The 20,070-nt window shown below is 59.1% G+C and carries 17 protein-coding genes; 10 read left to right on the plus strand and 7 right to left on the minus strand.

Annotated features, from left to right (window positions below):
- The first annotated feature begins 75 nt into the window (after positions 1-75).
- The 4 genes from zwf to GS646_RS04520 are packed head-to-tail and all read left to right on the plus strand — an operon-like array spanning position 76 to position 5,225.
- Entirely contained in the window at positions 76-1,521 is a 1,446-nt protein-coding gene (gene zwf / locus GS646_RS04505) for a glucose-6-phosphate dehydrogenase (protein ID WP_171186821.1), read from the plus strand.
- A 2-nt stretch (positions 1,522-1,523) separates the two neighbouring features.
- The gene (edd, locus tag GS646_RS04510; RefSeq protein WP_174839917.1) at positions 1,524-3,329 is read left to right on the plus strand and encodes a phosphogluconate dehydratase; all 1,806 of its coding nucleotides are present in this window, start codon (positions 1,524-1,526) and stop codon (positions 3,327-3,329) included.
- Between the two features lie 3 nt (positions 3,330-3,332).
- Positions 3,333-3,965, plus strand: coding sequence for a bifunctional 4-hydroxy-2-oxoglutarate aldolase/2-dehydro-3-deoxy-phosphogluconate aldolase (locus tag GS646_RS04515; protein WP_171186819.1), 633 nt, complete (start codon positions 3,333-3,335; stop codon positions 3,963-3,965).
- Positions 3,966-4,016: 51 nt separating this feature from the next.
- Positions 4,017-5,225 (plus strand): alanine--glyoxylate aminotransferase family protein, encoded by a 1,209-nt coding sequence (locus tag GS646_RS04520; RefSeq protein WP_171647538.1) that lies wholly within the window; start codon positions 4,017-4,019, stop codon positions 5,223-5,225.
- Positions 5,226-5,228: 3 nt separating this feature from the next.
- Here the strand turns inward: GS646_RS04520 and GS646_RS04525 are convergent, their stop codons facing one another.
- Positions 5,229-6,344: a pyridoxal phosphate-dependent aminotransferase gene (locus GS646_RS04525; protein ID WP_171186815.1), complete on the minus strand. Its 1,116-nt coding sequence runs from the start codon at positions 6,342-6,344 to the stop codon at positions 5,229-5,231.
- An 86-nt stretch (positions 6,345-6,430) separates the two neighbouring features.
- On the opposite strand from GS646_RS04525, the gene GS646_RS04530 reads away from it, so the two are divergent.
- The 3 genes from GS646_RS04530 to GS646_RS04540 all read left to right on the plus strand — a co-directional run bounded on the left by GS646_RS04530 (position 6,431) and on the right by GS646_RS04540 (position 8,721).
- Positions 6,431-7,501 (plus strand): SMP-30/gluconolactonase/LRE family protein, encoded by a 1,071-nt coding sequence (locus tag GS646_RS04530; RefSeq protein ID WP_171186814.1) that lies wholly within the window; start codon positions 6,431-6,433, stop codon positions 7,499-7,501.
- Between the two features lie 66 nt (positions 7,502-7,567).
- Complete coding sequence (locus tag GS646_RS04535; RefSeq protein WP_171186812.1) at positions 7,568-8,350, plus strand: crotonase/enoyl-CoA hydratase family protein; 783 nt, start codon at positions 7,568-7,570, stop codon at positions 8,348-8,350.
- The gene (locus GS646_RS04540) at positions 8,347-8,721 is read left to right on the plus strand and encodes a VOC family protein (RefSeq protein WP_171186810.1); all 375 of its coding nucleotides are present in this window, start codon (positions 8,347-8,349) and stop codon (positions 8,719-8,721) included. Before GS646_RS04535 ends, GS646_RS04540 begins: the two co-directional genes overlap by 4 nt.
- Here the strand turns inward: GS646_RS04540 and GS646_RS04545 are convergent.
- From GS646_RS04545 to GS646_RS04560, 4 genes are all read right to left on the minus strand, one after another.
- The gene (locus GS646_RS04545) at positions 8,718-9,050 is read right to left on the minus strand and encodes a DUF1992 domain-containing protein (protein ID WP_171186809.1); all 333 of its coding nucleotides are present in this window, start codon (positions 9,048-9,050) and stop codon (positions 8,718-8,720) included. The two genes, GS646_RS04540 and GS646_RS04545, sit on opposite strands and share 4 nt — an antisense overlap.
- 39 nt (positions 9,051-9,089) lie before the next feature.
- Positions 9,090-10,253: a benzoate/H(+) symporter BenE family transporter gene (locus GS646_RS04550; protein WP_253746538.1), complete on the minus strand. Its 1,164-nt coding sequence runs from the start codon at positions 10,251-10,253 to the stop codon at positions 9,090-9,092.
- A 142-nt stretch (positions 10,254-10,395) separates the two neighbouring features.
- Positions 10,396-13,557 carry a valine--tRNA ligase gene (locus tag GS646_RS04555; RefSeq protein WP_171186807.1) on the minus strand — a complete coding sequence of 1,054 codons (3,162 nt, stop codon included), beginning with the start codon at positions 13,555-13,557 and terminating at the stop codon, positions 10,396-10,398.
- A 79-nt stretch (positions 13,558-13,636) separates the two neighbouring features.
- Positions 13,637-14,365: a dienelactone hydrolase family protein gene (locus GS646_RS04560; RefSeq protein WP_171647536.1), complete on the minus strand. Its 729-nt coding sequence runs from the start codon at positions 14,363-14,365 to the stop codon at positions 13,637-13,639.
- Positions 14,366-14,477: 112 nt separating this feature from the next.
- Here GS646_RS04560 and GS646_RS04565 point away from each other — a divergent pair, with 112 nt between their 5' ends.
- Positions 14,478-16,769, plus strand: a complete 2,292-nt coding sequence (locus GS646_RS04565; RefSeq protein WP_171186798.1) for a xanthine dehydrogenase family protein molybdopterin-binding subunit — start codon at positions 14,478-14,480, stop codon at positions 16,767-16,769.
- Positions 16,747-17,823: a DUF2235 domain-containing protein gene (locus tag GS646_RS04570; RefSeq protein WP_171094082.1), complete on the plus strand. Its 1,077-nt coding sequence runs from the start codon at positions 16,747-16,749 to the stop codon at positions 17,821-17,823. The genes GS646_RS04565 and GS646_RS04570 overlap by 23 nt, the downstream gene beginning before the upstream one ends.
- 3 nt (positions 17,824-17,826) lie before the next feature.
- On the opposite strand, the gene GS646_RS04575 is transcribed toward GS646_RS04570, so the two are convergent.
- Complete coding sequence (locus tag GS646_RS04575; RefSeq protein WP_216601657.1) at positions 17,827-18,471, minus strand: NUDIX hydrolase; 645 nt, start codon at positions 18,469-18,471, stop codon at positions 17,827-17,829.
- Between the two features lie 5 nt (positions 18,472-18,476).
- Positions 18,477-19,052, minus strand: a complete 576-nt coding sequence (locus GS646_RS04580) for a GcrA family cell cycle regulator (RefSeq protein WP_171647534.1) — start codon at positions 19,050-19,052, stop codon at positions 18,477-18,479.
- A 126-nt stretch (positions 19,053-19,178) separates the two neighbouring features.
- Between GS646_RS04580 and GS646_RS04585 the strand changes: the two genes are divergently transcribed.
- Entirely contained in the window at positions 19,179-19,982 is an 804-nt protein-coding gene (locus GS646_RS04585; RefSeq protein ID WP_171094079.1) for an ABC transporter permease, read from the plus strand.
- Positions 19,983-20,070: the final 88 nt, after the last annotated feature.

The following is a 20,070-nucleotide window of genomic DNA, read 5'->3' on the forward strand; positions in this document are numbered from 1 at the left end:
AGCGATAACAGTCTTTGTATTGTGCGGTTTCGTGCCATGCGAGGTTGATATCGGCACACTCAGAAGGAGCCCGTGATGGTTTCACGCGTAATTCCGGTAGAACCATTTGATCTGGTGCTGTTTGGGGCGACCGGCGATCTGGCGCAACGCAAGATCCTGCCGGGCCTGTGCCATCGTTTTGCGATTGGTCAAATGCCCGAGGGCGCGCGTATCATCGGCACGGCGCGGTCAGAGATCGACAGCGACGGGTTCCGCGATCAGGTCCGCGCCTCGATGCAGAAATTTGCACCAGACTTTTCGTCCGAGACGCTGGATCGGTTTCTGGCACATGTCGAATATGTGCCTGTGGACGCTTTGGGTGAAGCCGGGTGGCCCGATCTAAAAAAGCTGGTGCGTGATGATGTTGTGCGGGCCTTTTATCTTTCCGTTGGGCCAAGTCTGTTTGCTGGCATTGCGCAGCGCTTGCATGACACTGGCTTGGCGACACCCGACAGTCGCATCGTCGTCGAAAAGCCGTTTGGTCATGATCTGGCCTCGGCTAAGGCACTTAACGAGGGTTTGCGCGCCTGTTTCGAAGAGCATCAGATTTATCGGATCGACCATTATCTGGGCAAGGAAACCGTGCAGAACCTGATGGCGCTGCGCTTTGCGAACTCGCTGTTCGAGCCGCTTTGGAATTCCACCCATGTCGATCACGTTCAGATCACCGTGGCCGAGACCGTGGGCGTCGAAGGGCGCGGGGCCTATTACGATCAATCCGGTGCAATGCGGGACATGATCCAGAACCATCTGGTGCAATTGCTGTGCCTTACAGCGATGGAGCCGCCTTCGAAATACGCACCAAACGCCGTGCGTGACGAAAAGGTCAAAGTCATCGAAGCGCTGGAGCCGGTCGAGCCCAAGGATATCGCACGTGGCCAATACCGGGCGGACAAGGGTGAAGGCGGCTATGTCGATCATGTCGGCAACCCCGCCAGTCGAACCGAAAGCTTCATTGCCCTAAAGGTTCATATTGGTAACTGGCGTTGGGCGGGTGTGCCTTTCTATCTGCGCACCGGCAAACGTCTGCGCGCGCGCGAATCCGAGATTGCGGTGTTCTTCCGGGATCCGCCACATACCATTTTCCCCAATGTCGGCCCCCTGCACGGAAACGTGCTTGTAATCCGTCTGCAACCCGACGAAGGCATTACCCTGCGCACCACGATCAAGGATCCGGGTCCCGGTGGGTTCCGCCTGTCGGACGTGGCACTGGACATGAGCTTTGCCGATGCGCTTGGCGCCGAAGCGCAAGCCCCAGATGCCTATGAGCGGCTGATCATGGATGTCATCCGAGGCGATCAGACGCTGTTCATGCGTGGCGACGAGGCCGAGGCCGCTTGGGCCTGGGTCGATCCCATCATTCAGGGCTGGGAACAGCGCGGAGACCGCCCGTCTCGCTACGATCAGGGCAGTTCCGGCCCCGAAGAAGCACTGATGCTGATGCATCGCGATGGACGCCGCTGGCGTCAGATCGGAGGGTAATCATGGTACATTCAGTTATTGCCGACGTCACAAAACGGATCATAGACCGCAGCGCCGATCTGCGCGGTCCGCATCTGGAACGTATGGAACAGGCCAAATCCAAGGGCCCGGCCCGCGCGCATTTGTCTTGCAGCGGTCAGGCTCATGCTTACGCAGGCGCCGGGGACGACCAGCAGTCCATGGCAACCAGTATGGCAGGCAATCTGGGAATTGTCACCGCCTATAACGACATGCTGTCGGCGCATCAGCCGTTTGAGCGTTATCCCGAACTGATCCGTCAGGCGATCCGCGCCGCAGGCGGCACCGCGCAGGTCGCAGGTGGGGTTCCGGCGATGTGCGATGGCGTCACGCAAGGTGAGGCGGGGATGGAGCTGTCGCTGTTCTCACGCGACGTGATCGCATTGGCGACCGGGGTTGCCCTTAGTCACAACACGTATGACGCCGCGGTCTTCCTTGGGGTCTGCGACAAGATCGTCCCCGGACTGATCATCGGCGCGCAGGCTTTTGGCCACCTGCCAGCCGTTTTCCTGCCCGCAGGTCCGATGACCAGCGGGTTGCCGAACGACGAAAAAGCCAAGGTCCGCCAACAATTCGCGGCCGGAGAGGTGGGTCGCGATGCGCTCATGAAGGCGGAAATGGCCGCGTATCATGGCCCCGGCACCTGCACCTTTTATGGCACGGCCAACACGAACCAGATGCTGATGGAGTTCATGGGCCTGCACCTGCCGGGCTCTAGCTTTGTCAACCCAAACACGCCCTTGCGTGATGCCCTGACCGAGGAAGGTGCGCGCCGCGCCCTGTCTCTCAGCGCGCTAGGCAACCACTACACACCTGTGTGCCAGATCCTTGACGAACGTGCCTTTGTGAACGGCATCGTGGGTCTGATGGCAACAGGTGGATCGACCAACCTGCTGATCCACCTGATCGCTATGGCGCGGGCAGGCGGTATCGTTTTGGATTGGGAAGATTTTTCCGAAATCTCTGCCGTGGTGCCTTTGGTTGCGCGGGTTTATCCCAACGGTCTGGCTGACGTGAACCACTACCATGCCGCTGGAGGGCTTGGGTATACCATCGGCACTCTGCTTGAGAACGGTCTACTACACCCCGATACTCTGACCGTGGCAGGACAGGGCCTGCACAATTACACCAAGGAACCCAAACTGATGGACGGAGACCTTGTCTGGCACGACGGGACCGACCACAGCCTGAACGAAAAGATTTTGCGCCCGGCCAATGATCCGTTCCAACCAACCGGAGGTCTGTCGCGCCTGACGGGCAACTTGGGCACCGGTGTTATGAAGGTTTCAGCCGTTGCCCCCGAACATCAGGTGGTCGAAGCACCTGTACGTGTGTTCCATGATCAGGATGACGTCAAAGCGGCCTTCAAGGCCGGAGAATTCACGGATGACGTAATCGTTGTCGTGCGTTTCCAAGGCCCAAAGGCGAACGGGATGCCCGAGCTTCATTCGCTGACTCCTATTCTGTCGATCCTGCAAGGCCGGGGTCAAAAGGTGGCGCTTGTCACTGATGGCCGTATGTCCGGTGCGTCGGGCAAAGTTCCCGCAGCCATCCATGTCTGTCCTGAGGCGCTGGACGGTGGTGCCATTGCGCGCCTGCAGGATGGCGACATTCTGCGTGTTGATGCGGTGCAGGGTCAGTTGGAAATCCTGACCGAAGGCGTGCTGGACCGCCCCGTTGCCACCGTCGACCTGTCAGCAAATCAACACGGTGTCGGGCGTGACCTTTTTGGTGCGTTCCGGCTGAATGTCGGATCTGCCGACACAGGCGCAAGCATATTCGGAGCATAAGTGATGACGAAATCCCAACGCACCCGCGAAATCTGCGCTCTTGCGCCTATTGTGCCTGTCCTGGTCGTCGACGACGCAGCGCATGCGCGCCCTTTGGCTGAAGCGCTGGTCGCTGGAGGCTTACCCGCGCTTGAAGTCACATTGCGCACACCGGCTGCCTTGGATGCAATCCGGGCCATGGCTGAAGTGCCCGGCGGTGTTGTAGGCGCAGGTACGCTGGTCACACCCGAGGATGTACGTGCGGCCAAAGAAGCGGGTGCTCAGTTTGGTGTCTCTCCGGGCGCAACTGACGCGCTGATCGCAGCGTGCGAGGCAGAGGGCCTGCCGCTGTTGCCCGGCGCTGCCACAGCAACCGAAGCGATGGAGTTGTTGGGAAAAGGCTACGACATGCTGAAATTCTTCCCGGCCGAGGCTTCGGGCGGGGCACCGGCATTGAAAGCAATCGGTGCGCCTCTGCCGCAGATCAGTTTCTGCCCTACAGGTGGTGTGTCCCCTTCTAACGCCCGCGATTACCTGACATTGTCCAACGTGGTCTGTGCTGGCGGCAGCTGGGTCGCGCCAAAGGATCTGGTCAAAGCCGGGGATTGGGCGGGTATCGAAGCGCTGGCGAGCGAAGCCTCGAAGCTGATGGATTGACGCCGCCAAAACCCTTGCTAGGGTGTGCATCAATTCAGACAGGTTGATCTTATGACAAACCAAATTTCGCTCGTGCAAGGGCGCGAGTATTTGGCCATTCCCGGCCCGTCGGTCATGCCCGACGCCGTATTACAAGCCATGCACCGCCCGTCGCCAAATATTTATGACGGTGAACTGGTCGAGATGATGCCCGCGCTGATCACTGATCTAAAGCGCATCGCACGGACACGACATAATGTGGCAATCTACATTGCCAACGGTCACGGTACTTGGGAAGCAGCACTTTCCAATGTGATCGCGCCGGGTGAAACGGTGCTTGCCCCGGCATCTGGTCGATTCACCCACGGATGGGCTGAAATGGCTGAAGGGGTGGGGGCCAAGGTTCAACTGCTCGACTTTGGAACCGCCTCAGCGTGGGATTTCGATCAAATCGACGACGCGTTGCGCTCGGATAAAGACCATCAGATCAAAGCCGTGCTAGCGGTTCATGTGGACACGTCCAGCTCGATCCGCAACGACATCCCCACGCTTCGCCGACTTCTGGATGATCTCGGTCACCCGGCATTGCTGATGGCTGATTGTATTGCCTCTTTGGGATGCGACCGGTTTGAGATGGATGACTGGGGCGTAGACGTAACGGTCAGTGCCTGCCAAAAGGGTCTGATGACTCCAGCCGGTTTGGGGTTTGTTTTCTTTAACGAAAAAGCTCAGGCCAAGCGGGCCACAATGCCGCGCGTGTCGCAGTATTGGGACTGGCAGCCGCGCGCAAACCCAGACCTTTTCTACCAGTATTTCAATGGCACAGCGCCGACGCATCATCTTTATGGATTGCGCGCCGCGCTGGATCTGATCCATGCCGAGGGGATCGAACACGTTTGGGCCCGGCATGAACATCTGGCCAAAGCGATCTGGGCCGCGTGCGAAACTTGGGCGCAAGGCGGGGCTTTGCATCTCAACGTTACCGACCGTGCCCACCGCAGCCGTGCCGTCACGTCTTTGCGCCTGAGTGACGGCAGGGGTACCCCTTTGCGCGCCTACACCGAAAACCAATTGGGTTTGACGCTTGGTATCGGTTTGGGGATGGAGGACTACGACGGCTGTTTCCGTCTCGGCCACATGGGGCATGTGAACGGGCAAATGATCATGGCGATGCTGGGGGGCATGGAAACCGCAATGGCTGCGCTGGACATCCCCCGAGGCGCAGGAGCGCTTGAGGCCGCCGCAACGACGCTTGCGACACAAACTGAGCCAAGCGATTAAATTTCAGCCGACGCGTTCCTGCGCTTCGGCAAGCGCTTTTGGCAGGGCTGCGGCAAATGCATCCAAATCCGCGGCCTCTCCACAACTGACCCGTATGCACCTGTTCTGAGGTGCAGCAAACGGCATCCGCACAAAAATCCCCTGCGCAACCAAAGAGTCCAAAACCGCTTTCGCAAAGTCTCCATCCCGCCCGCAGTCAATCGCGACAAAGTTGGTCGCTGAAGGCAGGGGCTCCAACCCGTTCTCGCGCGCTATTGCAGCGATACGATCTCGTGCTTCCGTGATCCGGGCCTGAATGTGCGACAACCAGGCTTGATCCTGCAGCGCCGCCAAGGCACCGGCTTGCGCGGCGCGGTTCATGCCGAAATGGTTACGCACCTTGTTGAAGGCGGCGATCAGATCCGGCGCTCCCAACGCATAGCCAACCCGTGCGCCTGCCAAACCGTAAACTTTTGAAAAGGTTCGCATCCTGATCACTCGGGGGTCATCTATATCAACAGGCGCAGCGGTCCCATCAGGGGCGCATTCCACGTAGGCCTCATCCAGAACCAACAGGCAGTCTTCTGGCATGGCATCCAATGCTGTCACGATCTCTGCGCCCGAGTGCCAACTGCCCATTGGGTTGTCTGGGTTGGCCAAATAAACCAGCCTGGCGCCGACCTCGGTTGCTTTGGCAAACAGGGCACCTGGATCCTCGTGATCCCCGGTGTAAGATACTTTGTGCAGATCGCCGCCGAACCCGGCCACGTGATAGTTAAAGGTCGGATAGGCCCCGTCTGAGGTCACCACCGCGTCTCCGGGACCTATGATCAGACGCACCAGATACCCCAAAAGCCCGTCAATCCCTTCGCCCACAACGATATTCTCTGGCATCACACCATGATGATCTGCCAATGCATTGCGCAGGTCATGGTTTTCGGGGTCGCCATACATCCAGATTTCAGATGCGGCCTGCGCCATGGCCTCGATAGCCTGTGGTGAAGGGCCAAACACGCTTTCATTTGCCCCAAGACGTGCCGCGAACGGCGCACCCCGTTGCCGCTCTTGCGTTTCGGGGCCGACAAAGGGCACGGTGGCGGGCAGGGATTGGGCAAGCGGTGTGTATCGAGGTCCGGTCATGTGGGCAGATAACCTCAAGCCCGCTTATTGAGCAAGCTCACAACGCGGTTAGTCGCGCTGTGGCGGGCTTTAACAAGGGAACGCAAATGCGCATTCTTTTCGCGGTTTTTCTTCTGGGTGTCGCTTATCTTCTGTTCTGGCCTGTACCGGTTGCACCCGTCGCCGTCGAGTTTCCGGAGGACGCTGGATTCTCTGGGGATTTCGCGGAAAATACAGCGCTGGACGCCGCGCAGCTTGTCCGCTTGCCCGGAGAAGAGGTTGGCCCCGAAGACATCGCCGTTATGTCTGATGGTACGGTGTATACGACAAGCCTGTCAGGCATACTTTACCGCGTTGATGGAGCTGAGCCTGTCGAGGTTGATCGTCTGGGTGGGCGACCTCTTGGCCTTAAGGCCGGGCCGGATGGCGCACTTTATATTGCTGACAGTTTTCGCGGTGTGATGCGATGGACCGGGCAGGGCACCTTGGAAACTGTCGTTGCTGACGTCGACGGTGCGCCAGTGATCTATGCCAACCAACTGGACGTGGCGCAGGATGGCACGATCTATTTTTCCAATTCAACAGACCGCTTCGACCCGGAAACCATGGGGGGGACCAAACCCACCTCGGTCCTGACCATCTGGGAACAGTCCGACACAGGCTATGTCGCGCGTCGCGCACCGGATGGCACGACCGAGAAGATCGCCGAGGGGTTCGTCTATACCAACGGTGTCGCCCTTTCACCTGATGAGGACTTTCTGTTGATCGCAGAAACGGGTCGCGCACGGGTGCATAAGCTTTGGCTGACCGGTTCCAAGGCCGGACAACAAGAGATTCTGATGGAAAACCTGCCTGGGTATCCCGACAATATCGAGGCGCAGGGAGATGGCACTTATTGGTTGGCCTTTGCCAGCCCGCGCGTACCGTCCGAAGCGCTGATGCCTTACCCGTTCCTGCGGAAGGTGATCTGGCGGTTGGGTCCGGCGGTTCGACCGGCACCAATTCATCGAGGTATGGTCGTGCAATTCGATGGCGAGGGCGCAATTCTACGCACGTTACAGGACCCGCAGGGCCGCTTGGGTATCACAACCGGGGGCAAGATCGTGGACGATCAGTTCTATGTCATGACCCTCGATTCCCCATGGTTTGGGCGGATGCCTATCAGCGATCTGCCCTGACGTCGTGGTGGTATTCGGCCGCCGGGGCGGGCATGTTTGCAACACTGGAACTTCGAGAGGCCGCCTATGTCACGTGTATCCGTCACTTACCAAGATCATGTTGCCCATGTCACGCTGACACGAGGCGACAAGATGAACGCGCTGGATGACGCGATGATCAAAGCGCTGTTGTCAGCCGGGAAAGAGGTTGCGGCCTCGGATGCGCGCGCCGTGGTCTTGTCCGGGGAAGGAAAAAGCTTTTGCGCAGGGCTGGACATGGCCAGCTTTGCGAAGATGGCCCACATGGACCCAACTGAATGGCTGATGACCCGCAGCCACGAAGACGCCAACGAGATGCAGGAACTGGCCCTTATCTGGCGCCGTGTCCCGGTGCCGGTGATTTGCGCCTTGCAAGGTGTGGCTTACGGGGGCGGGCTTCAAATTGCGCTGGGCGCGGACATTCGGATTGCGCATCCCGAGACCAAACTGGCTGTGATGGAGATGAAATGGGGTATCATTCCGGATATGGGCGGCATGGTTTTGTTGCCGCGCTTGGTCCGTTCGGATGTGCTTCGGTTGTTGACCTACACCGCGCGTCCAATTGGTGCGCAGCAAGCGGCGGATTGGGGTCTGGTCACGCAGCTTTCCGATGATCCGTTGACCGAAGCACTGGCCCTTGCCGAGAATATCGCCGGTCAAAGCCCCTCGGCCATCCGCGCTGCGAAGCGTTTAATCGAAGTCGCCGAAACGCAGGGGCGCACTGATGTTCTGATGGCGGAATCCGCCGAGCAGGTGGAACTGATCGGCAAGCCCGACCAGATGGAGGTTGTGATGGCGCAGATGCAGGGCCGCAAGCCCGAGTTCAAATGACCGCTTTTCCCGCGATCAGCCGGTTGGTGCTGTACACCAAACGAATGGACCAAATGGTGACCTTCTACGAAACCCACTTTGGCTATGTTGTTCAGCGGAACCCGGGTGATCGAATTGTTGAACTGGTTCCAAAATCAAATGGCGTGCATCTTCTTCTGCATCCGGCGGTCAAAGGTACCCGGGAGGGGCAAGCCGCTGTGAAGCTGGTTTTTGACGTACCGGATGTTGCAGAGTTCTGCGCTCAGGCAGCTGAGCGCGGCTTGGTATTTGGGCCGATTCATCAGGCCGACGGGTATCAGTTTGCAAATACCAAAGACCCCTCCAAAAACTCTGTTTCCGTCTCGAGCCGCGCTTTCCTGAACAAGTGCTAACGCATAAAGGCCCGGCGTGCGTCGCGGGCCATATTGTAGCGCATCTCCAAATCGGCAATGCGGGCCATCGCGGCTTTGCGCTTGGTCGGGTCATTCAGGTCGGCATAGGTCTGCCGCGCTGTTTCGAGCTGTTTCTTGATGTGGAACTCTTCCGGTAAAACACCGGCTTGCGCCATGATCCGGTGACCTGCGGCGATGGCCGGATCAGTCATCGCTTCTGATGACCTGTCAGGCAGCGGTTCGCCTTCACCCTCCAACCCCTGTAATTGGCCTTCGGACTGAGCCTTCTTGATCTGGCGTTCGACCAGTTTTGCCAATGCTCCAAACATGGGTTCAGTTTAGGCGATCTGGAGTGTCAGAAAAACCATCTATCTGATCCGTTGCGAGATCAGGTAGGCGACCCCGCCCGCCAGCAGACCCCAAACAGCCGCGCCGAAACCAAACGCAGTGATGCCCGAAGCTGTGATTGCAAAGGTCAGGATGGCTGCTTCGCGCTCTGCAGGAACTTCCAGCGCGGCGAAGGTGGCGTTGGCCATCACGCCGATCAAAGCGACACCGGTCAGCGTCCCCATCAACAACGGGTCGGCATGGGCGGCAAATCCGGTAATCGCTACGGCGAAAATACCAAACAGGCAATAAAACACCCCCGCCATGATCGCTGACCAATAGCGTAAGGTGCGATCCGGGTGGCTGTCTTCGTTGGAGCACATGGCGGCCGTAATGGCTGCAAGACAGGTGGCGGGTGCCCCGAATGGGGCGGACAACAGGCTTGCGCCACCCACTGACGAGAACAGCTTGCCCGGTTCGGGCGTGTAGCCAAAACTGCGCATGACCGCGATGCCCGGTATATTCTGGGTGGCCATTGTCACGACAAATAAGGGCAAGCCAATGCCGATGGCAGAGGCCAGCGAGAATGTGGGCATTGTCCAGACCGGAGCAGCCAGGTAACTCTCGGGTCGTACTGATGTACCGTCGGCGCTGAATACGACGACCAGTGCGGCGGCCACAACGGCAGCGGGCACGGCGAATAGCTTGTTGAAGCGCCCGGCAAAAAACCATGTCAGGATGACAGGCAGAGCTTGCCAAGGCAGTTCGACCGCGGCCTTGAAGGGGACGATACACAGCGGTAGTAGAACGCCCCCCAACATGGCTTGGGCCAGCGTCGTCGGGATTGCAGCAGCCAAACGGCCGAGCGGTTTCCAGAGTCCGGCCAAAACCGTCAACGCGCCGGCGCAGAGGAATGCTCCGATCGCGCCCGAGAAGCCCTCGACCGGGGTGGCGGAAACGGCCAGCAGCGCCGCGCCGGGGGTGGACCAGGCCACGCTGATCGGCTGCCTGTAACGCAAGCTGAGAAAGATCGCGGCCAGCCCCATGGCGATGGCGGCGCTCATTAGACCCGAGGCGGCTTCGGCCTTGGATGCGCCCATGGCGGCGAGCCCTTGCAGGACAATGGGGAACGAGCTGAAGAACCCAACGACAGCCACGACCAGTCCGGTCGAGACGGTTTGCATCGGGGGAAAGGGCTGCGCCATCAGAGCCTCGGGCGTTGTTTTGCTTGATTGCTAACAACTGGCAGGTGGGGCGAACAAGGGGAAAGCTTTGAGGGTAAAGAAAAACCCCTGCGTCGGTATGGGCGCAGGGGTTGGGACTTGAGTATTTTTGAAAAGATGAAAGTCAGGCAATCTCAGCGAGGCGGGCGAGCGCCTCGTTCAGCTTCGCCTCTTCTTCTTCGCGGGCGGCGAGGTTGGCTTTGGCTTCTTCGACCACCTCTTCCGGGGCCGAGGCCACGAATTTGGGGTTGTTCAAGCGCCCGCGCAGGCCGCCCAACTCTTTGGCCAATTTGCCCTTGGCTTTCTCAAGCCGTTCCTTTTCAGCGCCGATGTCGATGATGTCGGCGAGCGGCAGGCCAAAGGAGGCTCCGGGGGCGGCGATGGAGATGGTGCCTTTGGGCAGCTCATCCGCCGATGTCAGACTGTCGATCCTCGCCAGGCGCTTGATCAGCGCCTCGTTGCGGTCCCAGGCGGCTTGGCCGTTGGTGTCGATCTCGGTCACCAGCATTGGTACGTAGAGGCCAGCCGGCACCCGCATCTGCGCACGGGCCGAACGGGTGTTTTCGATCACCGAGATTACCCAGTTCATTTCACGATCCGCGTCAGCGTCGATCAGGTCGGCAGCGGCGTAGGTGGGCCAGTCGGCGTGGACGACCATCTTGGGTCGCGTGCCGGTCAGGCCCCATAGCTCTTCGGTGATGAAGGGCATGATTGGGTGAAGCAAGACCATGCATTGATCCAAAACCCAGCGCATGGTGGCGCGGGTCTCGGCTTGCGCTTCGGCATCGTCGCCTTGCAGCAGTGGTTTGGACAGTTCCACGTACCAATCGCAGACCTTGCCCCAGACAAAGGCGTAAAGCCCGTTGGCTGCGTCATTGAAGCGATAGCTTTCCAATGCCGCGTCCACCTCTTCGCGAACGCGGGCGGTTTCGCCGATGATCCAGCGGTTCACTGCAGCATTGGGTTTCAGGTCGGCCACGTCCAGTTGCGGAACGGTGTCGGTGAAGACCTCGTTCATCTCGGCAAAGCGGACGGCGTTCCATAGTTTGGTGCCGAAGTTGCGGTAGCCGGTGATGCGCTCGCGGGACAGTTTCAGCACGCCGCCAATCGCCGCCATCGAGGCGTTGGTGAATCGCAGCGCGTCGGCGCCGAATTCGTCCACGATCTCCAGCGGGTCGATTACGTTGCCGGTGGTCTTAGACATCTTCTTGCCCTTCTCGTCGCGGACGAGCTGGTGCAGGTAAACGGTGTGGAACGGGATCTGATCGACCACGGCCAGTTGCATCATCATCATCCGGGCGACCCAGAAGAACAGGATGTCGAAGCCGGTGATCAGAACGTCCGTGGGGAAGTAACGCTCCAGCTCCTCGGTCTGTTCGGGCCAGCCCAGCGTGCCGATGGGCCAGAGGCCGGAGGAGAACCATGTGTCGAGGACGTCGGGGTCGCGCCAAACAGGGTAGACCAGCTTGGTTGGATCCTGTTCGACGGCATATTGAGCCAGGCTTTCCGCAAACTGATGGATGGCTTCCTGCTTGTCAGCGACTTCGATAACCGTCGCGTGGCTCAGTGGACTTGGAATGTTTGCGTTGTCGTCGAGGAATTTCTCCGTCACAGCCTCAAGGCTCGCAGCGCATTCCATGACGTTGCCACGGTGCAGCATTCCACCTTCGTTCAACAAACGGCCCAGTTCGACCAGATCAAGGTCGCCGTCATTTTCGTCGTCCTTGAAGTTCTCAGCCGAGAGATCAAGGCCATACCAAACCGGAATCTGATGCCCCCACCACAGCTGGCGCGAGATGCACCAGGGCTCGATGTTTTCCAGCCAGTGGTAATAGGTCTTCTCGCCCGACTCGGGAATGATCTTGACCGTGCCGTCCTTGACCACATCCAGCGCGGGGCCGACGACCTTTTCGGCGTCGACGAACCACTGGTCGGTGAACATCGGCTCAATGACAACCTTCGAGCGGTCACCGAAGGGTTGCATGATTGGCTTGCTCTCGACCAGCGGCACCATCTTGTCGGCACCTTCGTGATCGGGCTTCAAAGCGGTTGAGCCCAGACGCGCGTCATCGGCGCGGGTCATCACGGCCAGACCGTCGGCGGTGATCTCTTCAACCACTTTCGCGCGCGCCTCGAATCGGTCGAGTCCACGCAGGTGATCGGGGATCAGGTTGATCGCATCGATCTCGTTTTCGGTGAACTCTTTGCCACGTGCGTATTCCTGCGCCTTGTCGGCCTCGTCGGCGTAAGGGGCACCATCGGCCCGCATCGCGCCTTTGGTGTCCATCAGGCGGTACATTGGAATGCCGCCACGCTTGGCGACCATATTGTCGTTGAAGTCATGCGCGCCTGTGATCTTCACTGCGCCTGAGCCGAAATCGGGATCCGGGTAGTCATCGGTGATGATCGGGATTTGACGGCGATGCTCTTTCGGACCAACCGGGATTTCGCAAAGTTTCCCAATGATTGGCGCGTAACGCTCGTCCGAGGGATGGACCGCAACTGCGCCGTCGCCCAGCATGGTTTCGGGGCGAGTCGTGGCAATGGAAATATAATCCCGCTCCTCGCGGAAGATCACATTCCCATCTTCATCTTTTTCCAAATACTCATATGTCTCACCGCCGGCCAAGGGGTACTTGAAGTGCCACATATGCCCGGCGACCTCGATATTCTCGACCTCAAGGTCCGAGATCGCGGTCTCGAAATGCGGGTCCCAGTTGACCAGACGCTTGCCACGATAGATCAGACCTTTTTCGTACATATCGACGAAGACCTTGATCACGGCGTCATGGAAATTGGCCGAGTTCTCATGCCCCGTGCGAGGATCACCAGCTGCACCGGCCATGGTGAAGGCGTTGCGCGACCAGTCGCAGGAGGAGCCCAGGCGTTTCAGTTGTTCGATGATTGTACCGCCATACTCGCCTTTCCATTCCCAGACTTTCTCCAGGAACTTCTCACGGCCCAACTCGCTCCGACCCGGCTGTTGCGTGGCGGCCAGCATCTTCTCGACCTGCATCTGCGTGGCGATGCCCGCGTGGTCCTGACCGGGCTGCCAGAGCGTGTCGAACCCGCGCATTCGGTGCCAGCGGATCTGGATGTCCTGCAACGTGTTGTTGAAAGCGTGGCCCACATGCAACGCGCCCGTGACGTTGGGCGGCGGGATCATGATGGTAAAGCTTTCGTCGCGCGATTTGTTCGCGCCTGCCTTGAAGGCTCCGGCCTGTTCCCAGGCTTCATAGATGCGGGCCTCGGCCTCGGCCGCGTTGAATGTCTTTTCCATCGCCATGGGGTGCGTCCTGCGTCAACAAATTCGGGTCAGCGCCTGCAATAGCGAATGGAGGCAGGAAGGGGAAGGCCTTGCGCGCTTAGCTCATGCCAAAGCGGGCTTTGAAATAGGCGTCCACGCGTTGATAGGCAGGTTCGTGGAAATCCAGCGTCAGCAGCGAGTGATCCTTGCCGGGATATTCCACTGTCTCCAACAGATCGCCGAAAGCCCGCTCCAACGCTTGCATCAGTTTGTTAGGTGCCAGTTTGTCTTCGGAATACCGCATTGCCAGCCCGGGCCCCTTCGCGGCCATTCCTGCCGATGCTGCGCCGATATCCTGCGCGCTCATGTGCAGATGCTTGCCACCTAAAACTGGCAATGCAGGTTGGCTGGCGACCCCGCCGACAACGGCGTCTTCGGCCATCAAAGTCAGGGCAAAACTGCCTGTCAGGCACATGCCGATGACACCTACACCGGCGCTACTTTCGCGCTGCTTGATCTCGTGGGTCAGGGCGCGCATCCACCCTGCGATAGGGCTTTGTTTGCCTCTGGCGAAGATGTTGAACTCTTTCCGAACGCAAAATAGACGGGCGGTGTTTTTGGCCATCTCGACCTTGCCGTAAGTGCCGAAAAGATGTGGCAGGTAGACACGAAAACCGGATGCGTTCAGCTTTACTGCCAGCGCCAAAGTCTCTGGTCCGATTCTGGGCAATTCCTGAAGGATCAGGATCGGTGGCCCCTCTCCGCCGACATAGACGTCATGTGTCACGCTCTGACCGCCAGTTAGCGGAGCGGAAAAAGGAAAAACGATGTCGTGGGTCCAGGTCATGACCAAACCTACTCCAACATCTGGCAGGCACAAACGAATTTCCGTGAGCCCCGCTGGACATCGTCGGGGCACGGGCTAGGCTCGGCCGCAAGATCCATAAGGAGGACCGCCCATGGAAAAATTCGGCAAGAGCCAGCCCGTCAAACGGACCGAAGATCAGCGGTTCCTGACTGGGCAGGGGCGTTACATGGATGATGCCGTGCCTGAAAATGCGCTGTTTGCTGCCTTCTTCCGCAGCCAGGTTGCCCATGGGGAAATTACAAGTTTAGATCTTGAGGATGCGCGCTCTGCCGAAGGTGTGCGACTGGTGATGACGTTGGATGATCTGGCAGCTTCGGGCATCGACACGGTGCTAAACGCCGCCGTTTTACAAAACCGCGATGGATCGAAGGCTGCGGCTCCGGAGCGGCACATGCTGGCCAAGGACCGCGTGCGCTTTGTCGGCGAGCCGGTGGCGGTTGTTATCGCGGACACGCTGGCACAGGCGCAGGACGCGGTCGAGTTGATCTGGATGGACACGGAAGAACGCCCTGCCAAGCTGGACGTGAAGGCAGGCGGTGAGATTCTGCACCCAGAAGCCCCCGACAATCGGGCCTTTGATTGGGGGCTGGGTGACGAAGCCGCCACCGAGGCCGCTTTTCAGGACGCAGCTCATACCGTGTCGCTGAACGTGCAGGACAACCGGGTCATCATCAGCTCGCTGGAACCGCGCGGATGTCAGGCCGACTGGTTCGAAGGTCGTCTGCATTTTTCTTATGGCGGGCAGGGCGTCTGGGCGATGAAGGCGCAACTGGTTCAAAAGCTGAAGCTTGATGCTGAGGATATCCGGGTCACCACGCCGGATGTGGGCGGCGGCTTCGGCATGAAAGTGATGCCATATCCCGAATATTTCTGCGTCGCTGTCGCTGCGATAAAGCTGGGCCAACCGGTGCACTGGATGTCGGACCGGTCCGAGGCGATGCTGTCCGATCACCATGGCCGCGATCTGCACTCGTTGGCTGAACTGGCCTTTGATGCTGATCACAAGATCACGGCCTACCGTGTCCACAGCGAGGTCAATCTTGGTGCCTATAACAGCCATTTCGGGCAGGCAATTCAGACAAGCCTGTTCAGCAAGGTGCTGATGGGTGTTTATGACGTGCAAACCACCTATCTGCGGGTCGAGGGGTTTTACACAAACACGACGCAAGTCGATGCGTACCGCGGTGCAGGCCGCCCCGAAGCGATCTATGTGCTGGAACGCGCGATGGACCGTGCAGCACGCGAGCTGGGGGTTGATCCGTGGGAGCTGCGGCGCAAGAACTTTATCCGCCCCAACGATTTTCCTTACACCTCGGCCACTGGCGAAACCTATGATGTTGGCGATTTCGACATGATCCTCAGTCGCGCAGCCAGCCAGACCATCGGCTTTGAGGCCCGCAAAACGGCAGATGCCGAGCGCGGCCTGATCCGGGGGCGGGGCCTTTGTTACTATATCGAAAGTATTTTGGGTGATCCTTCCGAGAACTCAAAGGTCGAGTTTTGCGAGGATGGCAGAGTGAACCTTTACGTGGGCACGCAGTCGAACGGGCAAGGGCATGAGACGGTTTACGCCCATTTCTTGTCAGACCAGACCGGTATTCCCATGGACAAGATCACTGTCATTCAAGGCGACACTGATAGGCTTGGCCATGGCGGCGGCACGGGCGGATCACGCTCGGTCACGGTGCAAAGCACGGCAACGCTCGCCACGATTGACAAGATGATCGCCGCATTCACGCCTTATCTGGCCGATAAGATGGGGGTCGAGGAAAACGATGTGAGTTTTGACCACGAGACATTCCGCGCGCCGGGGTCCAACCTGACGCCGACCCTGACCGAAGCGGCCGAGATGGCGCGCATCGATGGACGTATGGATTTGCTACAGCATGAAGCGCGTGCCAACCTGGATGCCCGCAGCTATCCCAACGGCGCGCATGTTGCCGAAGTCGTGATCGATTCTTACACCGGGGAAACGTGGGTTGATCGCTATACGGTTGTTGATGATTTTGGCAACCTTATCAACCCGATGCTGGCCGAAGGGCAGGTGCACGGCGGGGTGGTGCAAGGCATCGGACAGGCGCTGAGCGAGCATGTTGTGCACGATGCACACGGGCAACTGCTCACGGCTTCGTTTATGGATTACGCCTTGCCCCGTGCAGCCGACATACCCATGATTAAGTTTACCTCGGTGCCGGTTCCGTCAACCTCGAACCCGATGGGCATGAAAGGGTGCGGCGAGGCCGGTACAGTGGGCGCGCTGGCCGCAGTGGCAAACGCGGTTCAGGATGCGCTCTGGGATCACGGGGTGCGGCAGGCGGATATGCCTTTCACACCTCAAAGAGTATGGGAATTGCTGACGCATGAATCTGTCGCGGCTGAGTAGAAAGGTTCTTGGATGGCTCGGACGGCCTTTGCGGTCCGAACATTCTGCCGAGGTTCTTCACCGCGAACCGCTCAGCCATGTCATCATCCTTGACGGTACCATGTCGACGCTCGAACCGGGGTTCGAGACCCATGCAGGGCAAACCTTGCGCCTGTGTTGCGAGATGGGCAGCAAGGTTTCGGTGTTTTATGAGGCGGGCGTGCAGTGGGAGAGCTGGAAGTCCTCGCTGGATGTGATGATGGGGCGGGGTATCAATCGCCAGATCCGCCGTGCCTATGGCTATCTTGCCTCACGCTACAAACCCGGGGATCGGATTTATTTCATTGGCTATTCGCGTGGGGCGTACGGCGTGCGCAGTCTGGCCGGAGTGATCGACATGATCGGCTTGCTCAAGGCCGAACACGCGACCGAGCGCAACATCCAGCAAGCCTATCGCCACTATGAATGCAATCCCAGCGGCACCGCCGCGCGCGATTTCCGCCGCAAGTTTTGTCACGACGAGGTTGAGATCGAGATGATCGGGGTCTGGGACACCGTCAAGGCGTTGGGCCTGCGACTGCCGCTGTTGTGGCGCTGGGCCGAAGAACGCCACGCCTTCCACAACCATCAGTTGGGCCCCTCGACCCGCCACGGCTATCACGCGATGGCATTGGACGAGACGCGCGAGGTGTTCGATCCGGTTCTGTGGAAATGCACGCCCGAATTCAAAGGGCATGTGGAACAAGTCTGGTTCCGGGGCACACATGGTGACATCGGCGGGCAGTTGAACGGGTATGAAGAGGCACGGCCGCTCAGCAACATTTCCTTGATTTGGATGCTGGACAAGGCCGAGATGCACGGATTGCCGTTACCTGAAGGCTGGCGTGACCGCTTCCCCACCGATCCGCACGCGCGTTCGGTTGGGACGTGGCGCGGCTGGGGCAAGATTTTCCTGCTGCGCAAACACCGCAAAGTAGGCCGCGATCAATCCGAGCGTCTGCACGTCTCGGTTTCACCTGACGAATTGCCCGGTTGGGTGGCGATGCCGAACCTGCCGTCACATCCCGCGCAGTAGAGATCAGTCAAACAGCGCTGTTGCCGTCGAGGTAGATTGCGCTTCAAACGCTTCTGCAATGTCCCTCTCAATATTTCGGGCAAGGGACAAGTCTGGCAGATTTGCCATTGGGAAGAAACCAACATCGCTGGTTTCGCTTCCCGCTTTGGGGTCAGCCTGCCCAACTTCGTCACACAAGAAGAAGAACTTATAGAAATCCCGTGCATCTGCCGGGTAGGGATGCCGCGCTTTGTGGCGTAGGGCGTACAAACGCTGCGCCCGAACGCGCAGCCCGGCCTCTTCCCAGACCTCACGCTCGATATTTTCTGCCGGAGAGCTGCCGATATCGGCAAAGCCGCCGGGCATCGACCAACACCCGTCACTACGTTCGCGCACCAGAAGGATGCGGTCGTCCCGGATCACCGCACCGCGAATATCGATACTGGGCGTGGCGTAGCCACCCGCGTGATCTGTGATCAACCCTTCAATCCGCGAAATCGGTACCTGACCGAGATCAGCCAGCATGGCGCGGGCCATGGCGGCGATCTCGTCGTAACGTTCCCGGTCAAAAGGGTCTTTGGTGAAATGCTGGCCGGTTTCAGACAGGGCCAGCAGGCGCTTTGCACGGGCTAGCCAGGTATCCTCCATTGCTGTCGGATCCTGGCGCATCTGTGTCACCGGCGTCGGTCGCGACGCGCGCTCATGGGTTGGAAGGCCACGCCCACATGCGCCTCGCAATAGGGTTTGCCGGCTTCAACGGGCAAACCGCAGAACCAGAAATCTTCTGTCGCTGGATCGCCGACCGGCCACTTGCAGGTTTTCTCGGTCAGTTCCATAAGCGTCAGCTTCTTAGCCTTCTTTTCGACCTCGTTGACCTTTGCCAACGCCTCGGGGCTGATCTCGTTGGCCGACGGCTGTGGAGGCAACGGTTGACCGGCAGGGATGATCTGACGGCGGGCAGGCACGGCCGGTTTGGCCTCGGCCGCAGGGGCAGGGGCCGGACGTGCGGGTTCGGTCTTGGGCGCAGGCTTTGGCTTGGCCTCGGCTTTGGGTGCCGGAGCTGGTTTTTCCTTTGGATCTGACTTGGCCGGAGAAGCGCCCGCTGCCCGGTTGGACAGGCCCAGGCGATGCACTTTACCGATCACCGCGTTGCGGGTCACGCCGCCCAGTTCCTTGGCAATCTGGCTGGCCGACTGGCCTTCGCCCCACATCTTCTTCAGCAGTTCTACGCGCTCGTCTGTCCAGGACATCGTTAGCCTTTCAAAAGCGGAAAGCGGCCCCGGATTCGGGCCGCCTTGGGAAATCGTCTCAGCCCCCTATTCTAAACACTGCAGCCCGAGTTACAAGCTGTCTTCGAATCAGGTTGAGGGTAAACCATGCAGAATTCCGCAGAACAGACCGCGCACCGCTTCGGAGCAGTCAACTGGATGGGCCTTTACACGCTGGCGCAGCGCGAAACTCTGCGCTTTCTGGCGGTTTGGACGCAAACCCTTTTAGCGCCGTTGGTAACGGCGGGGCTGTTTCTGCTGATCTTTAACATTGCCATAGGGCCCAGCCGCCCGGATGTCATGGGGGTGCCGTTCCTGGTCTTTCTGGCACCGGGGATCATGATGATGACGGTGATCCAGAATGCTTTTGCCAACACATCGTCTTCCATGGTCATTTCCAAAGTACAGGGCAATATCGTGGATACCCTGATGCCGCCGCTGTCGCCGCTTGAAATCCTGCTTGGCTATCTGGCGGGGGGAATCGCCCGAGGCATCCTGATTGCGTGTGTTGTCGCTGTTGCGCTGGCCCTGGTACTTGGCATCGTGCCTCAAAACTTCATTATCGCGACGATCTTCGTCGTTTTGGGCGGCGCTTTTATGGGAGCACTTGGTCTGTTTGCCGGAATTTTTGCCAATAAGTTTGACCAAATGGCAGCCATTACCAATTTCATCGTCACACCGCTGGCCTTCCTGTCGGGCACGTTCTATTCGGTTCAGGCGCTCCCCCCGGTTTTGAACCGTCTGACCCATCTGAATCCGGTGTTCTATCTGATCGACGGTTTGCGCTACGGGATGATCGGTGTCTCGGACAGTTCGCCTTGGGTGGGTATGGCTGTCTGTTCCTTTGCTACGGTATTGATCGGCCTCATCACCTGGCAGATGTTGCGCACAGGGTATCGCCTCAAGGCGTAGTGCTGCGCAGGCGACGTCACGTAAAGTTGATGCGTTTTCCGACTGTTATGTTGGCGGCGAGGGCCGAGTAGGGTATTTGGACACCGAA

This window comes from Ruegeria sp. HKCCD4315 (assembly GCF_013112245.1).
In the GTDB taxonomy this organism is placed as follows: domain Bacteria; phylum Pseudomonadota; class Alphaproteobacteria; order Rhodobacterales; family Rhodobacteraceae; genus Ruegeria.

Excerpts from the sequence above, each read along its gene's own strand:
- GS646_RS04525 (WP_171186815.1), bottom strand. The coding sequence starts at position 6,344 with ATGACCGGACCTCGATACACACCGCTTGCCCAATCCCTGCCCGCCACC.
- GS646_RS04560 (WP_171647536.1), bottom strand. The coding sequence starts at position 14,365 with ATGACCTGGACCCACGACATCGTTTTTCCTTTTTCCGCTCCGCTAACT.
- GS646_RS04570 (WP_171094082.1), top strand. The coding sequence starts at position 16,747 with ATGAATCTGTCGCGGCTGAGTAGAAAGGTTCTTGGATGGCTCGGACGG.
- GS646_RS04565 (WP_171186798.1), top strand. The coding sequence starts at position 14,478 with ATGGAAAAATTCGGCAAGAGCCAGCCCGTCAAACGGACCGAAGATCAG.
- GS646_RS04535 (WP_171186812.1), top strand. The coding sequence starts at position 7,568 with ATGTCACGTGTATCCGTCACTTACCAAGATCATGTTGCCCATGTCACG.
- GS646_RS04515 (WP_171186819.1), top strand. The coding sequence starts at position 3,333 with ATGACGAAATCCCAACGCACCCGCGAAATCTGCGCTCTTGCGCCTATT.
- GS646_RS04585 (WP_171094079.1), top strand. The coding sequence starts at position 19,179 with ATGCAGAATTCCGCAGAACAGACCGCGCACCGCTTCGGAGCAGTCAAC.
- GS646_RS04545 (WP_171186809.1), bottom strand. The coding sequence starts at position 9,050 with ATGTTTGGAGCATTGGCAAAACTGGTCGAACGCCAGATCAAGAAGGCT.
- GS646_RS04540 (WP_171186810.1), top strand. The coding sequence starts at position 8,347 with ATGACCGCTTTTCCCGCGATCAGCCGGTTGGTGCTGTACACCAAACGA.
- GS646_RS04580 (WP_171647534.1), bottom strand. The coding sequence starts at position 19,052 with ATGTCCTGGACAGACGAGCGCGTAGAACTGCTGAAGAAGATGTGGGGC.
- GS646_RS04520 (WP_171647538.1), top strand. The coding sequence starts at position 4,017 with ATGACAAACCAAATTTCGCTCGTGCAAGGGCGCGAGTATTTGGCCATT.
- GS646_RS04555 (WP_171186807.1), bottom strand. The coding sequence starts at position 13,557 with ATGGCGATGGAAAAGACATTCAACGCGGCCGAGGCCGAGGCCCGCATC.
- GS646_RS04575 (WP_216601657.1), bottom strand. The coding sequence starts at position 18,471 with ATGCGCCAGGATCCGACAGCAATGGAGGATACCTGGCTAGCCCGTGCA.
- GS646_RS04550 (WP_253746538.1), bottom strand. The coding sequence starts at position 10,253 with ATGGCGCAGCCCTTTCCCCCGATGCAAACCGTCTCGACCGGACTGGTC.
- edd (WP_174839917.1), top strand. The coding sequence starts at position 1,524 with ATGGTACATTCAGTTATTGCCGACGTCACAAAACGGATCATAGACCGC.
- zwf (WP_171186821.1), top strand. The coding sequence starts at position 76 with ATGGTTTCACGCGTAATTCCGGTAGAACCATTTGATCTGGTGCTGTTT.
- GS646_RS04530 (WP_171186814.1), top strand. The coding sequence starts at position 6,431 with ATGCGCATTCTTTTCGCGGTTTTTCTTCTGGGTGTCGCTTATCTTCTG.